The following is a 15,082-nucleotide window of genomic DNA, read 5'->3' on the forward strand; positions in this document are numbered from 1 at the left end:
CCCGTCAGGTTGGCTCTGAGTTGGCCGTGTGTCGGATCGACCGACCGCGCCTCACGAGCGGTGGGAGTGCTCAGTCGGCGCTGGTGCCCGAAGTGCCCGAGCCACCCGAGCCGCCCCGGCGACGACGCCGCCGGTTGCGACTGCGCGCGGGCGCCTCGGCCGAAGCCGCAGCCCCCGTGACCTCGCCCGTCGGCTCGCCGGCGCTGCCTGCGGCGCCGGTAGCCGCCTTGGCCGTGGCGCCTGCGTCGGCCGACACGGACTTGCCCGACCGGGTGCGGGTGCGGTTGCGTGGCCGCCGCTCACGGGCCGGACGGTCGCCACCAGACGACCTGCCCGACGCCTCGCGGGACTCCCGCGGCTTGCGCTCGGCCGGCTTGGCCTCGACGATGCGGCCCTTGGTGCCCGGGGGGATCCCCTGGTCGTGGAAGAGGTGCTCGGAGGTCGAGTAGGTCTCCTGCGGCTCGTCGAAGGGCAGGTCGAGAGCCTTGTTGATCATCTTCCAGCGGTGGACGTCGGCCCAGTCGACGAAGGTGATCGCGGTGCCCGAGGCGCCGGCGCGACCGGTGCGGCCGATGCGGTGCACGTAGGTCTTGTCGTCCTCGGGGCAGGTGTAGTTGATGACGTGGGAGACGCCGCGCACGTCGATGCCACGGGCGGCGACGTCGGTGGCCACGAGCACTCGGATCTTGTCCTCGCGGAACTTGGCCAGCGCCTTCTCGCGCGCCACCTGGGCCATGTCGCCGTGCAGCGGGCTGGCGCTGAAGCCGCGCTCGACCAGATCGTCGGCGACGCGCTGAGCCTGGCGCTTGGTGCGGGTGAAGACGATGAACTTCTCGGCGTCCTCGGACTGAAGGATCCGGCCGATGATCTCGGGCTTGTCGAGGTCGTGGGCCTGGTAGATGAACTGCGCGGTGGCCGGGACCGTGGCGTTCTCGTAGGACGACTCGGCGCGGATGTTCATCGGGTGACGCATGTGCGTGCGAGCGAGCGCGACGATCGCTGCCGGCATCGTGGCCGAGAACAGCATGGTCTGGCGGGTCTCGGGGGTCATCGAGAGGATCCGCTCCACGTCGGGCAGGAAGCCGAGGTCGAGCATCTCGTCGGCCTCGTCGAGCACGAGGGCGTGCACGTGGGAGAGGTCGAGGGCCTTGCGGTTGGCCAGGTCGATGAGTCGCCCGGGAGTGCCGACGACGATGTCGACGCCGGCCTCGAGCGCCTCGAGCTGCGGCTCGTAGCCGACGCCGCCGTAGACGGTGAGGACGCGCATGCCGCGGTCGGACGCGGCCAGCGAGAGGTCGGAGGAGACCTGCAGCGCCAGCTCGCGGGTGGGAGCCACGATGAGCGCCTGCGGCTTTCCGGCCGGGATCTCGGCGTAGTCGGGGTCCTTGGGCGCGATGCTGCGCTGGATGACGGGGATGCCGAAGGCCAGCGTCTTGCCGGTGCCGGTGCGGGCCTGCCCGATCAGGTCGGTGCCGAGCAGGGCGACCGAGAGGGTCATCTCCTGGATGGCGAAGGGGGTGGTGATGCCGGCGCGCTCGAGCGCGTCACAGATCTCGGGGAGCACCCCGAGCTCTCGGAAGGTGGTCAATGTTCTGCTTTCCATCGGGTGGTCATGACCTGCCGGCAGCCGTGTTCGGCTGTGGAGGCCGGTTGCACCGATTGCGATCGTCTCGTCGAATCTGTGCGGCCGGCCACGGTCACCTGGGCCGAACCCGGGCGGAGGCGCCAACCGCGCACATACGCGAGCGGGAAGGAAGACACATCCGGACTCGTGTCCGGGCGGCGGGCCCCGCTCGTGCGGCCATTGTATCGAATAGGGTGCGCGCATGGTCGAATCGAGCGAGCCCGCGCGCCGTCCTGCCGAGGACCCGGCGGCCGCCGACCCGGTCTACCGCGACGCCGTCATCGACCTGCTCGGCGTGCTCTCCTACGGCGAGATCAGCGCCTTCGAGAGGCTCGCCGACGACTCCAAGCTGGCGCCCACCATGCAGGACAAGGTGGCCCTGGCGACGATGGCGGCGGCCGAGCTGGGCAAGGTCGACTCCCTGCACGGCCGCATCGCCGACCTGGGTGGCGACCCCTACGCCGCGATGGCGCCCTTCCGGGTCGCGATCGACGAGTTCCATCGACACACCGCGCCCTCGGACTGGCTGGAGGGCCTGGTCAAGGCCTTCGTCGGCGACGGACTCGCCAACGACTTCTACCGCGAGATCGCCGCCTTCCTCGACCCGATCACCCGGGAGATCGTCGTGGCCTCGCTCGACGACGACGGCGGGCACGCCGCCTTCGTCGTCGAGCGCGTCCGCCAGGTCATCGCCGTCGATCCCCGGCTCAGCGGGCGCCTGGCGCTGTGGGGTCGCCGTCTGATGGGGGAGGCCCTCACCCAGGCTCAGCGGATCGCGGCCGACCGCGACTCGCTCACCGCGCTGCTCACCGGCGGCGTCGACCGCCCCGGCCTCGACCTGGCCGCCCTCGGCCGGATGTTCACCCGCCTCACCGAGCGCCACGCCGATCGCATGTCCGAGCTGGGGCTCGACAGCTGAGTCCGCCTCGCTAGCGGCGCAGGCGCCACTGGGCGGCCGATCCCTGAACTTGGGGGCCGGGATATCGGCCGCCAAGTTCAGACTTCCCCGGTCGACCGGGGAAATCCCGCCCCCAGCGATCAGCTGCGGAAGCCCACCGCGCCGGACACGCCGCCGCCGATCTCGACGTAGGCGATCTTGGCGGCGGGCACGATGACCACGCGGCCCTTGCTGTCGGTGAGCGAGAGGACGCCGTCGCCGGTCAGTGCCTCGCGCACGGTCTTGTCGATGGCCTCGCTGGTCTCGTCGGTCTCGACGACGATCTCTCGCGGCGAGTGCTGGACGCCGATCTTGACCTCCACGGTCGGGCTCCTTCTGTGTTCGTTGGACGACGTGCGGTGGACGCCGGTGGATCAGTCGGTGAGGGGGTAGCCCCGGATCCCGCGCCAGGCCAGGCCCGCGACGAGCGCGGTGGCCTGGTCGCGATCGAGGCCCCCTGCCTCGGAGAGCCAGAACCGCGCACTGACCTGGGCCATTCCCACGAGCGAGACCGCGAGCAGACGAGCGGCCGGGTCGGGCAGGCCGGTGTCGTCGCGGATGACCTCGGCGATCTGGGCCGCGCACTCGGTGGTGACCCGGTCGACGTGCTGACGCACGGCCGGCTCGTTGGTCAGGTCGGACTCGAAGACGAGGCGGAAGGCGCCGGAGTCGCTGCCCACGTAGTCGTAGAAGGCGGTGATCGCCGCGGCGACGCGCTGCTTGTTGTCGTGGGTCGACTCGAGGGCCTGGCGGCAGTTCTCGATGATCGCGTCGCACGAGCTGTCGAGCAGCGCGAGGTAGAGGTCGAGCTTGCCGGGGAAGTGCTGGTAGAGCACCGGCTTGGAGACGCCTGCCCGTTCGGCGATGTCGTCCATCGCCGCGGAGTGGTAGCCGTGCTGCACGAACACCTCGAGCGCGGACTCCAGCAGCTGGGCGCGCCGTTCGCGACGAGGCAGCCGGCCGCCTCGGGGGCGCGCGCCGTCGTGCTCGGGTGATGTCGATGCCACGCGCTGAGCGTATCGGGACCCGGTGGTCACACAGCGGGCGGTGCACCGGGCGTGCCACCGGGTCGGGGAACAATGGCGAGGGGGGATGACGTTCTCCCCACGTCGCACCGAACCGCGAACACCCGCACCATCCGTGCACCGACACCTTCACCGACTCAGGAGTGAAACCGTGAGCCTTCCCGCGCTGGTCGAGCCGGCCGACGAGCTGACCATCGACGAGGTCCGCCGCTACAGCCGCCACCTGATCATCCCCGACGTCGGGATGACCGGTCAGAAGCGGCTCAAGAACGCCAAGGTGCTGGTCATCGGAGCCGGCGGCCTGGGCAGCCCGGCGCTGCTCTACCTGGCCGCGGCCGGCGTGGGCACGCTCGGGATCGCGGAGTTCGACGAGGTCGACGAATCCAACCTCCAGCGCCAGATCATCCACGGCCAGTCCGACATCGGGCGCCCCAAGGCCGAGTCGGCCCGTGACGCGATCCGCGAGGCCAACCCCTACGTCGAGGTGATCGTCCACCCCGAGCGCCTCGACAACGACAACGTGATGGGCATCTTCGAGGGCTACGACCTCATCGTCGACGGCACCGACAACTTCGCCACCCGCTACATGGTCAACGACGCCGCCTATTTCCTCGGCATCCCCTACGTCTGGGGCTCCATCTATCGCTTCGACGGCCAGGCCAGCGTCTTCTGGCCCACCAGCGGACCCGACGCGCCCTGCTACCGCTGCCTGTACCCCGAGCCCCCGCCGCCGGGAATGGTGCCCAGCTGCGCCGAGGGCGGCGTCCTCGGCGTCCTGTGCGCGAGCATCGGCTCGATCCAGGTCAACGAGGCGATCAAGGTCCTCACCGGCATCGGTGACCCCGCCGTCGGCAAGCTGGTCATCTACGACGCCCTGGAGCTGGAGTGGCGCAAGCTGAAGGTCCGCAAGGACCCCAACTGCGCGCTGTGCGGCGACAACGCCACCGTCACCGAGCTCATCGACTACGAGGCCTTCTGTGGCGCCATCTCCGAGGAGGCGGCCGACGCCGCCGCCGGGTCGACCATCTCGGTCACCCAGTTGGAGCACATGCTCAAGGAGCGCGAGGAGGGCACCCGCGACTTCGTGCTGGTCGACGTTCGCGAGCCCAACGAGTACGAGATCAACAAGATCCCCGGCTCGGTGCTCATCCCCAAGGGCGACTTCCTGAACGGCACCGCCCTCGAGCAGCTGCCCTCGGTCGACTCCGGCACCCAGATCGTCATGCACTGCAAGTCGGGTGTCCGCTCGGCCGAGACCCTCGCGATCCTCAAGGGCGCCGGCTACGACGACGCCGTCCACGTCGGCGGCGGCGTGGTCGCCTGGGTCAACCAGATCGACCCCAGCCAGCCCACCTACTGACCCACCCGGGCTCTCCGGCTCCGGTGCCAGGCGCCGGGGCCGGGGTAGCCTGCCGCCGTGGCAGCCACGGCGGACCGGCGTCGGGCCGGGATCTCGGCGACCCTGGCGGTCCTCGGCACGCTCGTGGTCGTGCTGGTCGCCTTGTGGGCTGCGACCGCAGGCCAGGGCGAGCTGCTCCGTGGCAGTGGGCTCGACCCCGAGCGGCGGACCATCGCGACGCCGACGCCGACCGAGACCACTGCGACGGCGACGCCGACTGAGGACTCCGACGGCGAGGCGCCCGTCAACAGCGACTGGCTCGTCGTGCTCGTGCTGGCGGTGCTCGCCGGCGCCGCCCTGCTGATCCTCGGCCTCATCACCGTCGCCGTCTACTCCGCGGCGCGTCAGACGCGTCACCTACGGCTCCGTGGCCGGGAGCCCACGGTCCTCGCCGGCGAGGTCGACCTGGTGCCGGCCGTCGTGACCGCGATCGCCGAGGACGCCACCGAGCAGGAGGCCGCGCTGTTCGTCGGCACTCCGCGCAACGGGATCGTCGAGTGCTGGCAGCGGTTCGAGGACCGCGCCGAGCAGGTGGGGGCGACCCGCGAGCCGTGGGAGACCTCAGCGGAGTTCACGCTGCGACTCCTCGACCACGTCAGCGCGGACGGACATGCCGTGGCCGAGCTCGCCGCCCTGTACCGCGAGGCCCGCTTCTCCGAGCACGAGATGGACGAGGCCGACCGGCGGCGGGCGCTCGAGCTCCTACGTCGGATCCACGACACACTGCGTCTCCCCACGCCCCCCGAGCCACGGGGGTCGACATGACGGCCAGCCGCCGGTCCTGGCGTCGCAGAGCACTGCTGATCGCGGCCGCCGCCGTCGTCGTCCCCGTCGGGTGCGCGCTGATGAAGTTCGACCCAGACCCCGTGCCCGTCGTCCTGGTGACCCTGCTGGTCGGCATCGGCGGCTTCGTCGTGCTCGACGCCGTGCGCCAGGTGCCGGCGGTCTGGACGCCCCTACCGCCGGCCGTGTCGGGAGCCGAGGGCGCCGATGCGCGCACTCAGAACTACCTGCGGCACCTCGAGAACCATCTGTCCGCACGCACGCCGGACCGCGGTCTCCGCGACCGGATCCGCCGCCTCGCCGACGGGACCCTCCAAGCCCGCCACGGCGTCCGGCTGGACTCCGAGGCCGGGCGCGCCCTGATCGGCGAGCAGTGGTGTGCCGCGACCGAGGGGCCGGTCGAGCGAATGAGGCCACGCGAGATCGACCGACTGATCCGCACGATCGAGGAGCTGTGATGCCCGACCCGCTGATGCCCGACCCGTTGATGCCCGATACGCCCGATGGTCCCCAGGAGGTCGCGCCGCTCCCGATCGGCGAGGCGTCCACGCTCGCGACAGCGGTCCTCGACGAGGTGGAGCGCGCGGTGGTCGGCAAGCGTGGTGCCTTGACCCTGGTCCTGGCCGCGATCCTCGCCAAGGGACACGTGCTCATCGAGGACCTGCCGGGTCTGGGGAAGACCCTCACCGCGCGATCCTTCGCCCAGGTCCTGGGGCTGGACTTCTCCCGCGCCCAGTTCACCCCCGACCTGTTACCCGCCGACCTCACCGGCTCCTTCCTGTACGACCAGCGCCGGGCCGAGTTCGAGTTCCGGCCCGGACCCGTCTTCGCCGGACTGCTGCTGGCCGACGAGATCAACCGCACCCCTCCCAAGACCCAGGCCGCCCTCCTGGAGGCCATGCAGGAGCGACAGGTCACCGTCGAGGGACAGACGTTCGCGCTGCCCGACCCGTTCTGCGTGCTCGCGACCGCGAACCCGGTGGAGTACGAGGGCACCTACCCGCTGCCCGAGGCGCAGCTCGACCGGTTCCTCCTCCGCGTCGGCTTCGGCTACCCCAGCGCCGACCACGAGTACGACGTCGTCGCCCGGCGGATCGGGCGTCGTCGCGAGGAGATCGTGCTCGACCGGCTCGCCGACCCCGCACGCGTGCGAGCGCTGCAGGCCACGGTGGAGACCGTCGTGGTCGATGAGAGCGTCGGGCGCTACTGCGTGGCGCTTGCCGCGGAGACCCGGTCCCACCCGCACGTCCAGATCGGCTCCTCACCCCGGGGCTCGCTCGGCCTCGCGCTGGCCGCGCGGGGGTTCGCGCTCATCAGAGGACGCGACTACGTCGTGCCCGAGGACGTGAAGGTCGTCGCCCGGGCCGCTCTGGGGCACCGGATCTCGGTCAAGCCGGAGCTGTGGATGACCGACGCGACGGGGGAGAGCGTGGTCGACGAGGTCCTGAGGCGAGTGCCCACTCCGAGCACCGTCGAGCAGCGGTAGCCCCCATGCCTGGCTGGGAGCCCACCGGGGCGCTGGTGCGCGGAGTGGTCGTCGGACTGCTCGGCCTCGGCGGCGCGGTCGTGTGGGGCGAGCCCGCGCTGCTGCTCCTGTCCCTCGGGCCACTGCTGGTCGCCGTGGCGGGCGTGGTGCGGCGTCCCCGTCGCACGCCGCGGGTCTGGGCGTCGCTGGGCCACGGACTGCTTCGCGAGGGACACGGCGCCGAGCTGACCCTCCACGTCGCGGACGGTGACGACGTCGAGCAGGTGACCCGGGTGGTCAAGCCGACGGCCTACGAGGATGTCTCCCCGCACGACGGACGTCTCTCGGTGCGCAGGGAGGATCTCGACCGGCTCCAGCTCGTCGTGTCCCCGCGCCGCTGGGGCGCTCGCACGGTCGGGGAGGAGGAGGTCGGCTGCTTCAGCCCGTGGGGCGGATATCGCTGCGGGCCGGTGGACGTGCCCGGTCGCATCCTGCGGGTGATCCCGCGCTCGACCTATCGCTCCCGGGCCGAGGCACCTCATCCCAAGGGGCTCGTCGGCGCGCACCGCTCGCAGCAGGTGGGTACCGGCACGGAGCTCTCGGGGATCCGGGCCTTCCAGCCCGGGGACCGACTGCGCCGGATCAACTGGCGGGTCTCGGTGCGCACCGGCGATCTCCATGTCACCACGACGCGCGCCGAGCAGGACGCCGGACTGCTGCTCGTGGTCGACCTCTTCGGGGAGCACGGCCGCTCGGGCGGGGTGGACGGCCCGGAGAGCAGCCTCGACCTCACGGTGCGTGCCGCCGCGTCCCTTGCCGAGCACGCGGTCGGCACCGGAGACCGGGTGGCGCTGCGACCGATCGGCGGTCGGGCCCGTGGCGTCGCGATGGGTGCCGGTCAACACCACCTGCGACGGCTCCTCAGTGCTCTCACCGAGGTGCGGACCGGCTCGTCGCACGAGGAGGTGGGCCGACTCGAGCTCCGGGTGGGCGCCGGGGCGACGGTCGCGATGCTCTCGCCCCTGCTCGTCGACGCGATCTCGACGACGGCGGTCGACCTCGCCCGGAGAGGGGTGCCGGTCGTCGTCATCGACACCCTGCCTCCAGAGGGTGGGGCGCCCGATCCGGGCGACGCCGATCCGGGACTGGTCGACCTCGCCTGGCGGATGCGGGTGCTCGAACGCGAGCACGTGCTGCACGCGCTCGCCGCGGCCGGCTGCCCGGTCGTGCCGTGGCGGGGCACCGGCTCGGTGGACGAGGTGCTTCGCAGGCTGGCACGGCGTCGTCCGGGAGGTGCGGCATGAGCGTGGGTACGACCATCCGGCGCCGCCGGCCCGGGCGCTGGTCACGCTCGCAGCAGGCGCTGCGGGCGCTGGTCGCGGCGGGCCCGGTGGTCGCGATACTCGCGGCGTGGCCTGCCGGTGATGGCCCCCCGGTGGTGATCGTCGTGGTGGTGGCCGCGCTCGCGCTGGCGCATGCCTCCCATCCCGACTCCGGCTTCGGGCTCGTGGTGTTCGTGGTGGTGCTCGCCTGGTGGCTGAAGGTGCCCGGCTCGACCCTGCATCCGGCGCTGCTCGTCGCGGCCGGCGCGCTGCTTGCCGCGCACCTGGCGGCGATGCTGGCGGCTACGGCGCCCCGCGATGCCGCGATCGACCCGGCACTCGCGCGTCGCTGGATCGCGCGCGGGGCAGGAGTCCTCGCGGTGGTGCTGGTCATGTGGGTGCTCGCCCGGCTGCTGGATGGCCGGACCCCGCCGGCGGGCCTGTGGGCGGCCGGTCTGAGCGCCGTCCTGCTCGCCACGATCGGTGCGGCCTTCGCGTTCCCCCGCCGACCGGCGCTCGAATAGCCCATTGGCCCGTTGGCCCGTTGGCCCGTTGGCCCGTTGGCCCGTTGGCCCGATTGCCCGATAACTTGCCACGCGTGGCGCGCCTGGATCCCGAGGAGCTGGTGGAGACCGTGCTCACCATCGTCGAGTCGGTCCCGCGCGGTCGGGTGACCACCTACGGCTCGATCGCCGACGTCGTCGGCACCGGGCCGCGTCAGGTCGGCTCGATCATGGCGCGACACGGCGGCCCGGTGCCGTGGTGGCGCGTGGTCCGCGCCGACGGGTCCTTGCCGCCGAGCCATCACGAGGAGGCCCGGCAGCGCTACCTGGAGGAGGGAACCCCCCTGCGACGGTCCGGTGCCGCCGTCGACCTGGTCGCGGCGTACTGGCAGCCGGGGGGCTGAGTCAGCACTGCGCATCGGCGAGCAGGCGCTGGGTCCAGGCCCAGGCGCGTTCGGCGGCGAGCGGGTCCTGCGCGTTCCTCGCCCGCTTCGCCTCGCCCTTGGCGCCGCGGTACCCGCCGTCGGTGAAGTCGCGTGCTTCGAGCCGTTTGACGATCAGGCCCGCGGGCACCTCGGGCGCGCTCTGGAACGGCCGCGTGAGCATGAGCAGGAGACGGAGGGCGCCGCGGGCATGGCGGCCGAGCCCGGTGCGGACGAAGCCCGGATCGATCACCTCCATCGGCGCGGCATGGGGCGCTCGGAGGCGTCCGGTTGCGTAGAGCAGGGTGAGGAGCTTGGTCGCCTCGTAGCGGCGCCGCGGCGAGGCGGGCGAGTCGGGCTCGAAGACGGTCGGATCGAAGGCACCTGCCGCCCCGTGCTGCGACGACGACACCGCCACGATGCGGCCGCCCACCAGGGCCGGGTCGAGCAGTTGTGTCAGCAGTGCGGGGGCGAGGTGGTTGACGGCCAAGGTGGTGTCTACGCCATCGGTGATCTGCCGGGGTGGATCGACGACGGCTGCGCAGAGCACCAGTGCCTCGAGGTCGCGATGATCGGCCCTGACGGCCTCCGCGAGCGCTCTCACCTCGCTGCGCCTTGCGAGGTCGGCCGGGTACGCCGACACCGTCGCCCCGGGTGCCGACCGCGCGATCAGGGCCGCCGCCTGCTCCGCGGTCGGCCGTGTCCGGCCGACTACCGCGACGTCATGCCCCGTCACCGCCAGCGCGGTCGCGGTGGCCAGCCCGATACCGCTGGTGGCACCGGTGACCAGAATAGTCATAGATGATGAATATCATCGCACATGAACATTCACAAGTAGGGTGGTCGCGTGGACTTCACCTCCTCGGCCGGATTCCTCCTCTCGCAGCTCGGCGTCCTCGCCGGCCGGTCGTGGGCGGCGGCCCTGGCCGAGCGGGGGCTCTCCCCGCACCAGCACGCGATCCTGCTGACCCTCGACTCGGCCGGCCCACTCACGCTGACCACCCTTGCCGATGCCGCGCTGGTCGACCCACGCAACATGGGTCCGGTGCTCAACCCGCTCGACCAGCGCGGGCTGATCGAGCGGCGCGACGACCCGGCCGACCGCCGGCGGCGTCTCATCGCCCTCACCCGGCCGGGCGCCGCGCTCGCCGCGGAGCTGGCGTCGGCCACCGCGGCACTCGAGGACGACCTCCTCGCCCCGCTCGATGCCACCCGGCGCGCCGAGCTGCACGAGCTCCTGCTCGTGCTGTGGCGACACGCCAAGAGCGACGGCTGAGGCCTCAGCGCAACCGTCCCAGGTAGCCCATGGCGCGGCGCAGGTCGCGCACCCGACGCTCCCAGGTGATGCCCATGACGATCAGCGTCGTGCCGGACAGTCCGATCACCACCCACTGCGGCGTCTGGGCCGCGTAGGGCGCCAGTTCGGCGAGGGCGAGGATCGCGCCGACTGCGGCGCCCACGATCAGCGGGGCGCTCCACCGCAGGCGCGCGCCGAGCAGCACCAGCAGCAGACAGGACAGGCCGAGGACGGCGGCGCGCACCGACACCGGGTCGGTCTCGAGCGCCCGGAGCAGCGAGGGGACCGTGGCCAGGGTGAGTCCGGGGAACAGGGCGAGCCGGGTCGACGCCGTCGGATCGCGGCGCAGGCGCAGCAGGCCGACGATCACCAGTGCGGTGGCAGCGGGGAGGGTGTACGGCTCGGGCGCGCCGATGCCGAGCTCGGCCAGTCGGACCCACGTCGCCAGCACCAGGAGGGAGCCGCCGACCCACGCGAGCCGACGACGGGAGGGGTGCACGAGCGAGTCCGCTGTCACCAGGGCGCCGGCGAGGGTCAGGTGCAGCGCGGCCGAGAGGGCGACCGAGATGCCGACCTGCTCCGCGGCGGGCACGGCCACCAGGCAGGACGCGACCGCCGCCAGGGCTGCCGGCACCTCGGCCTCGGCCCGGGGGCGCAGCATCACGATGACCGCGACCACGAGGAGCGCCGGGACGGCGGTCACGGCGACCTCGAGACCCACGACGTCGGCGACCGTCCAGACCAGGGCGGTGGCGCTGGGGGCGAGCACGACCCCGCCGAGCTCGGCGGCGCCGCCGAACCGGCCGACCAGGATCGTGAGCGCGGCATACGCGGTGAGCAGCGTCAGCGGCAGCATCAGCAGGCGATGATCGGGCGCCGCGACCAGCGCAGCCGCACCGAGCGCCACGCCCGCGCCGATGCCCTGGACCGCGGCGGCCGTGCCGCGCGACCGGACGGCGTCGGCGGCGAATGCGGTGCTGATCAGGCAGGACAGGGCGACGACGGTCCACAGCGGCACCGGATGCAGTGCGAGGGTGGCGATCGAGCCGACGGCAGTCGCCGCGCCGACGCCGCGCGCCCACGCCGCCGTCCGCGTGCGAAGCTCCCCGACGCCGCCGGGGACAAGCGCGGCCAGGAGGAGCGCGACGGCCAGCACGGTCGGGACGATCGGCCACGGGTGCACGTCGGCCTCTGACGTGACGACCGACGGGTCGAGCCGCAGGCCGGCGTCGGGGGAGAGAGCGACAGCGACCGCCGCGATCGTAAGCGCGCCGGCGACCAGTGTCGCGGGCACGAGCACGAGGCTCGCCGGCACGAGCGCGGCGAGCCGGATCCGGCCGGGCAGGACCAGAGCGACGAGCGTCCAGAGAAGGCCGAGAGCGAGCGAGACGGCCGAGACCGCGGTGGTGCCGTTGTCGGCCACCGGCAGCGCCACCACCGCGCTCAGCACGCTGCCACTCGCGGCCACCCAGGCCGTCGGCTGAGCCGGCTTCCGGCCGAACGCGATCGGGGTGAGCAGAAGCAGCGCCGCCACGACCAGGGCGACGCCGTCGACGGTGCCCCACACGTCGGCGATGGTGACGGGGGCGAGGTGCCCGTCGTCCTCGACGATCGCGACCAGGGCGGTGACGGTCAGGTCGAGCCAGGCGAGAGTGGCGGCGATGATCGCGCCGACGACCGCCGTCGCCGACCCCAGTCGTCGGCCCAGCCCGGCGAGCGCCACGAAGCCGAGCGCGGCGGCACCCGCGACGAGCAGGTCGATCCCTGTCCAGGCGATCCCCGCCTCCCGAGCCAGCCCGGGGAGCGCGGCCTGCGCGAGGTAGAGGCCACCGACCAGACCGACCCAGGGCGCCACCAGGCGGCCGTCGGTGAGGAGGAACGCCGCGGCCCCGCCGGCCAGCACCGTCCCGAGAACGACGGCCGTCCCCGCCCCGTGCAGATCTCCGAGCCAGCCCGCGTCGATCGCGCCGACGACGTCGAGGATCAGCAGGCCGAGTGAGACGGCGACCAGCGCCTCGGCCGCCAGCCGCAGCCCGCGGCGGCGCAGCGCGACACCGCCGGCAGCGGTGGCGGCGGTGAGTGCCACCAGCACCGCCGTGCGGCCGCCGACGCCGAGCCAGGACCAGGCCACGGCCAGGAAGGTCACCGCGGCCACGAGCAGGCACAGGGCGCCGAGCCCGAGCAGAATCGCGGGGACCGAGGACACTCGGACGCCGCGCGGTGCGCGCGGTGACATCGGTGACATCGGCGGCACCGGTGGCACCGGCGCGAGGCCAGGCGGGATCCGCACCGGGTACCCCGCCGGTGCCGGTTGTGGCATCGCCGCGGGAGCCACGGCCCGCAGCCGCGCGACCAGCCGGTCGGCGTCGGTGAGGAGGGCGAAGGCCTGGTCGGCGAGCGCGTCGTCGAGCGGTACGCCGCACCGTGGGCAGTGCCGGTCGGTGGCACTCATCGCAGCCAGCGAGGAGCGGCAGGCCGGACACGCGTGCGGGTCGGCATAGGTGAACGCGGGACGAGAGGTCGCGGGCGCGGTGAGGACGGGCGGCATTCGCCCAGTCGACCAAGGTCCGCGCGCCGGCGGATCCGGCCGACTGCTCATCCGCGCTGAGTACGGCTACCTAGTGGCGGTGGTGACCCCAGCGGCCGTGGCGGCCGGCCCGTGCGACGCGCTCCGGGCAGCCTGTGGGCGAACCTGTGCAGAACCTCGCGGATCTGTGGAATCGGCTGTGGAGGGGAGGACGCAACCTGTGGACATCCGGTGGAACCAGAAGTATGTCGGGCAGACCCCTTGCGGGTACCGGGCGATCGGGCATAGAACTACTCCACGCACTCCCGCAAGGGAGAGCGGGTCACTCGGAAACGAGGATCCGTACGGAAGCTGCGAAGGTTCGCCGGAGCAGTCTCCGCCGCCCGTCAGGTGATGAGACGGGCCGGGGATCTGAGTAGAGGAGTGGCGGTCGAAGCCATCACGTCGACCACTCTGAAGGGCCCTTGTGACTCATACTCACAAGGGCCCTTCGCCCATTTACGGCGCCGGCAGGCAGCGCCGCCGGGCTGGGATGCCGGGGTTTCGTCGGCGCTCGCTGGGGCTCGCTTGCTCAACCTCCGGCCGGGGGCCAGTCCTCGGAGGTTGAGCAAGCTGGAGGGCGAGGAACGAGCCCGTCAGCGCAGACGAAACCTCGCAACCGTTCTCGGGGACGTTGGTAAGGACGGTCGGCGGGGTTCGATCAATCAACGAGCGCTCGCTGGGGCTTGCCTGCTCAGCCTCCGGTGCGGGCGAGGGTTTGCCCCCTAGCGTCCACCCACGCCGACTGGTCGCCTGAGGGCATGCGACGACTACTCCTGCTCCTCACGACCTTGACCCTCGGACTGGTCCTGCTGTCCACGTCACCGTCCCAGGCGGCGAGCTATCCCAACCTGTCGCAGGGCTCGAGCGGCGCGAACGTGACCTCGCTGCAGTTCCTGCTCACCTCGCGCGGCTTCTCGACCGCGGCGGACGGGGAGTTCGGCTCCGGCACCCGGGACGCGGTGGCGGCCTTCCAGAGTGCCGCCGGACTCGACGCCGACGGCGTCGCCGGACCGCAGACGTTCACCGCGCTGGTCCCGGTGCTGCGCCAGGGCGACCGTGGGCCGGCCGTCCAGGCCCTGCAGGTGCAGCTGAACAAGCACGGCTCGTCCCTCGACACCGACGGCGACTTCGGGCCGGCGACCGCAGGCGCCGTCCAGGCCTTCCAGTCAGCGAACGGACTGGACGCCGACGGCGTCGTCGGACAGGCCACCTGGACCACGCTGCTCGGCACCGGAGGCGGCGGGGAGGTCCCCGGCACCACCTACGACTCGCTCTCGAACGCGCAGAAGGCCAATGCCCGCACGATCATCGGGGTCGCCAAGGGCGCCTCGGTTCCGGAGTACGGCTGGGTGGTCGCGCTCGCGGCCGCGATGCAGGAGTCGACCCTGCTCAACATCGACTACGGCGACCGCGACTCGCTCGGGCTGTTCCAGCAGCGCCCGTCGCAGGGGTGGGGCAGCGCCGAGCAGATCCTCGACCCGGTACTGGCCAGCAAGGCGTTCTTCGGCGTGGCCTCGCACACCTCGAACCGTGGTCTGCTCGACATCGCCGGCTGGGAGTCGATGTCGGTCTCCGACGCCGCCCAGGCCGTGCAGATCTCGTGCTGCCCCTCGGCGTACGGGCAGTGGGAGAGCCTCGCGCGCGACATCGTGGCGCACGAGTCCGGCGCCCCGAGCATCCCGTGACGCGACTCGCGGCGCCGGGGACCCCTTTCGGCTGACCGGCGGGTAACCGAC

15 protein-coding genes are annotated in these 15,082 nt (G+C 72.5%); 10 read left to right on the plus strand and 5 right to left on the minus strand.

From position 1 onward, the window contains the following. Positions 1–70 precede the first annotated feature (70 nt). The gene (locus tag WMR31_RS04420; RefSeq protein ID WP_445321595.1) at positions 71–1,603 is read right to left on the minus strand and encodes a DEAD/DEAH box helicase; all 1,533 of its coding nucleotides are present in this window, start codon (positions 1,601–1,603) and stop codon (positions 71–73) included. A gap of 223 nt (positions 1,604–1,826) precedes the next feature. On the opposite strand from WMR31_RS04420, the gene WMR31_RS04425 reads away from it, so the two are divergent. Continuing rightward, positions 1,827–2,543 carry a ferritin-like fold-containing protein gene (locus WMR31_RS04425; protein WP_340537562.1) on the plus strand — a complete coding sequence of 239 codons (717 nt, stop codon included), beginning with the start codon at positions 1,827–1,829 and terminating at the stop codon, positions 2,541–2,543. A gap of 119 nt (positions 2,544–2,662) precedes the next feature. Here the strand turns inward: WMR31_RS04425 and WMR31_RS04430 are convergent, their stop codons facing one another. Continuing rightward, positions 2,663–2,884 carry a DUF3107 domain-containing protein gene (locus WMR31_RS04430; RefSeq protein WP_340537563.1) on the minus strand — a complete coding sequence of 74 codons (222 nt, stop codon included), beginning with the start codon at positions 2,882–2,884 and terminating at the stop codon, positions 2,663–2,665. Between the two features lie 51 nt (positions 2,885–2,935). After that, positions 2,936–3,568: a TetR/AcrR family transcriptional regulator gene (locus WMR31_RS04435; protein WP_340537564.1), complete on the minus strand. Its 633-nt coding sequence runs from the start codon at positions 3,566–3,568 to the stop codon at positions 2,936–2,938. Positions 3,569–3,737: 169 nt separating this feature from the next. Between WMR31_RS04435 and moeZ the strand changes: the two genes are divergently transcribed. The 7 genes from moeZ to WMR31_RS04470 all read left to right on the plus strand — a co-directional run bounded on the left by moeZ (position 3,738) and on the right by WMR31_RS04470 (position 9,462). Continuing rightward, the gene (gene moeZ / locus WMR31_RS04440) at positions 3,738–4,946 is read left to right on the plus strand and encodes an adenylyltransferase/sulfurtransferase MoeZ (protein WP_340537565.1); all 1,209 of its coding nucleotides are present in this window, start codon (positions 3,738–3,740) and stop codon (positions 4,944–4,946) included. A 57-nt stretch (positions 4,947–5,003) separates the two neighbouring features. Continuing rightward, positions 5,004–5,750, plus strand: a complete 747-nt coding sequence (locus tag WMR31_RS04445) for a DUF4129 domain-containing protein (protein ID WP_340537566.1) — start codon at positions 5,004–5,006, stop codon at positions 5,748–5,750. After that, a complete protein-coding gene (locus tag WMR31_RS04450) occupies positions 5,747–6,226 on the plus strand; it encodes a hypothetical protein (RefSeq protein WP_340537567.1) in 480 nt (159 codons plus the stop codon). The genes WMR31_RS04445 and WMR31_RS04450 overlap by 4 nt, the downstream gene beginning before the upstream one ends. Continuing rightward, complete coding sequence (locus WMR31_RS04455; protein ID WP_340537568.1) at positions 6,226–7,254, plus strand: AAA family ATPase; 1,029 nt, start codon at positions 6,226–6,228, stop codon at positions 7,252–7,254. The genes WMR31_RS04450 and WMR31_RS04455 overlap by 1 nt, the downstream gene beginning before the upstream one ends. 5 nt (positions 7,255–7,259) lie before the next feature. Next, positions 7,260–8,537 carry a DUF58 domain-containing protein gene (locus WMR31_RS04460; protein ID WP_340537569.1) on the plus strand — a complete coding sequence of 426 codons (1,278 nt, stop codon included), beginning with the start codon at positions 7,260–7,262 and terminating at the stop codon, positions 8,535–8,537. Continuing rightward, positions 8,534–9,079: a hypothetical protein gene (locus tag WMR31_RS04465; RefSeq protein WP_340537570.1), complete on the plus strand. Its 546-nt coding sequence runs from the start codon at positions 8,534–8,536 to the stop codon at positions 9,077–9,079. The genes WMR31_RS04460 and WMR31_RS04465 overlap by 4 nt, the downstream gene beginning before the upstream one ends. A gap of 74 nt (positions 9,080–9,153) precedes the next feature. Beyond that, positions 9,154–9,462, plus strand: a complete 309-nt coding sequence (locus WMR31_RS04470; RefSeq protein WP_445321596.1) for an MGMT family protein — start codon at positions 9,154–9,156, stop codon at positions 9,460–9,462. 1 nt (position 9,463) lies between these two features. On the opposite strand, the gene WMR31_RS04475 is transcribed toward WMR31_RS04470, so the two are convergent. Next, positions 9,464–10,279: an SDR family NAD(P)-dependent oxidoreductase gene (locus WMR31_RS04475; protein ID WP_340537571.1), complete on the minus strand. Its 816-nt coding sequence runs from the start codon at positions 10,277–10,279 to the stop codon at positions 9,464–9,466. 48 nt (positions 10,280–10,327) lie between these two features. On the opposite strand from WMR31_RS04475, the gene WMR31_RS04480 reads away from it, so the two are divergent. Beyond that, complete coding sequence (locus WMR31_RS04480; protein WP_340537572.1) at positions 10,328–10,756, plus strand: MarR family winged helix-turn-helix transcriptional regulator; 429 nt, start codon at positions 10,328–10,330, stop codon at positions 10,754–10,756. Positions 10,757–10,760: 4 nt separating this feature from the next. On the opposite strand, the gene WMR31_RS04485 is transcribed toward WMR31_RS04480, so the two are convergent. After that, on the minus strand, positions 10,761–13,325 hold the full coding sequence (locus tag WMR31_RS04485; protein ID WP_340537573.1) for an SCO7613 C-terminal domain-containing membrane protein: 2,565 nt from the start codon (positions 13,323–13,325) through the stop codon (positions 10,761–10,763). A gap of 779 nt (positions 13,326–14,104) precedes the next feature. On the opposite strand from WMR31_RS04485, the gene WMR31_RS22120 reads away from it, so the two are divergent. Then, positions 14,105–15,031 carry a peptidoglycan-binding domain-containing protein gene (locus WMR31_RS22120; protein WP_445321597.1) on the plus strand — a complete coding sequence of 309 codons (927 nt, stop codon included), beginning with the start codon at positions 14,105–14,107 and terminating at the stop codon, positions 15,029–15,031. Positions 15,032–15,082 lie beyond the last annotated feature (51 nt).

It is taken from the genome of Nocardioides epinepheli, from assembly GCF_037936805.1.
GTDB lineage: Bacteria > Actinomycetota > Actinomycetes > Propionibacteriales > Nocardioidaceae > Nocardioides.

What these genes read in the sequence shown, in the direction of transcription:
- WMR31_RS04420 (WP_445321595.1), bottom strand. Translation starts at nt 1,603, where the DNA reads ATGGAAAGCAGAACATTGACCACCTTCCGAGAGCTCGGGGTGCTCCCC.
- WMR31_RS04425 (WP_340537562.1), top strand. Translation starts at nt 1,827, where the DNA reads ATGGTCGAATCGAGCGAGCCCGCGCGCCGTCCTGCCGAGGACCCGGCG.
- WMR31_RS04450 (WP_340537567.1), top strand. Translation starts at nt 5,747, where the DNA reads ATGACGGCCAGCCGCCGGTCCTGGCGTCGCAGAGCACTGCTGATCGCG.
- WMR31_RS04455 (WP_340537568.1), top strand. Translation starts at nt 6,226, where the DNA reads ATGCCCGACCCGCTGATGCCCGACCCGTTGATGCCCGATACGCCCGAT.
- WMR31_RS04460 (WP_340537569.1), top strand. Translation starts at nt 7,260, where the DNA reads ATGCCTGGCTGGGAGCCCACCGGGGCGCTGGTGCGCGGAGTGGTCGTC.
- WMR31_RS04465 (WP_340537570.1), top strand. Translation starts at nt 8,534, where the DNA reads ATGAGCGTGGGTACGACCATCCGGCGCCGCCGGCCCGGGCGCTGGTCA.
- WMR31_RS04475 (WP_340537571.1), bottom strand. Translation starts at nt 10,279, where the DNA reads ATGACTATTCTGGTCACCGGTGCCACCAGCGGTATCGGGCTGGCCACC.
- WMR31_RS04485 (WP_340537573.1), bottom strand. Translation starts at nt 13,325, where the DNA reads ATGCCGCCCGTCCTCACCGCGCCCGCGACCTCTCGTCCCGCGTTCACC.
- WMR31_RS22120 (WP_445321597.1), top strand. Translation starts at nt 14,105, where the DNA reads ATGCGACGACTACTCCTGCTCCTCACGACCTTGACCCTCGGACTGGTC.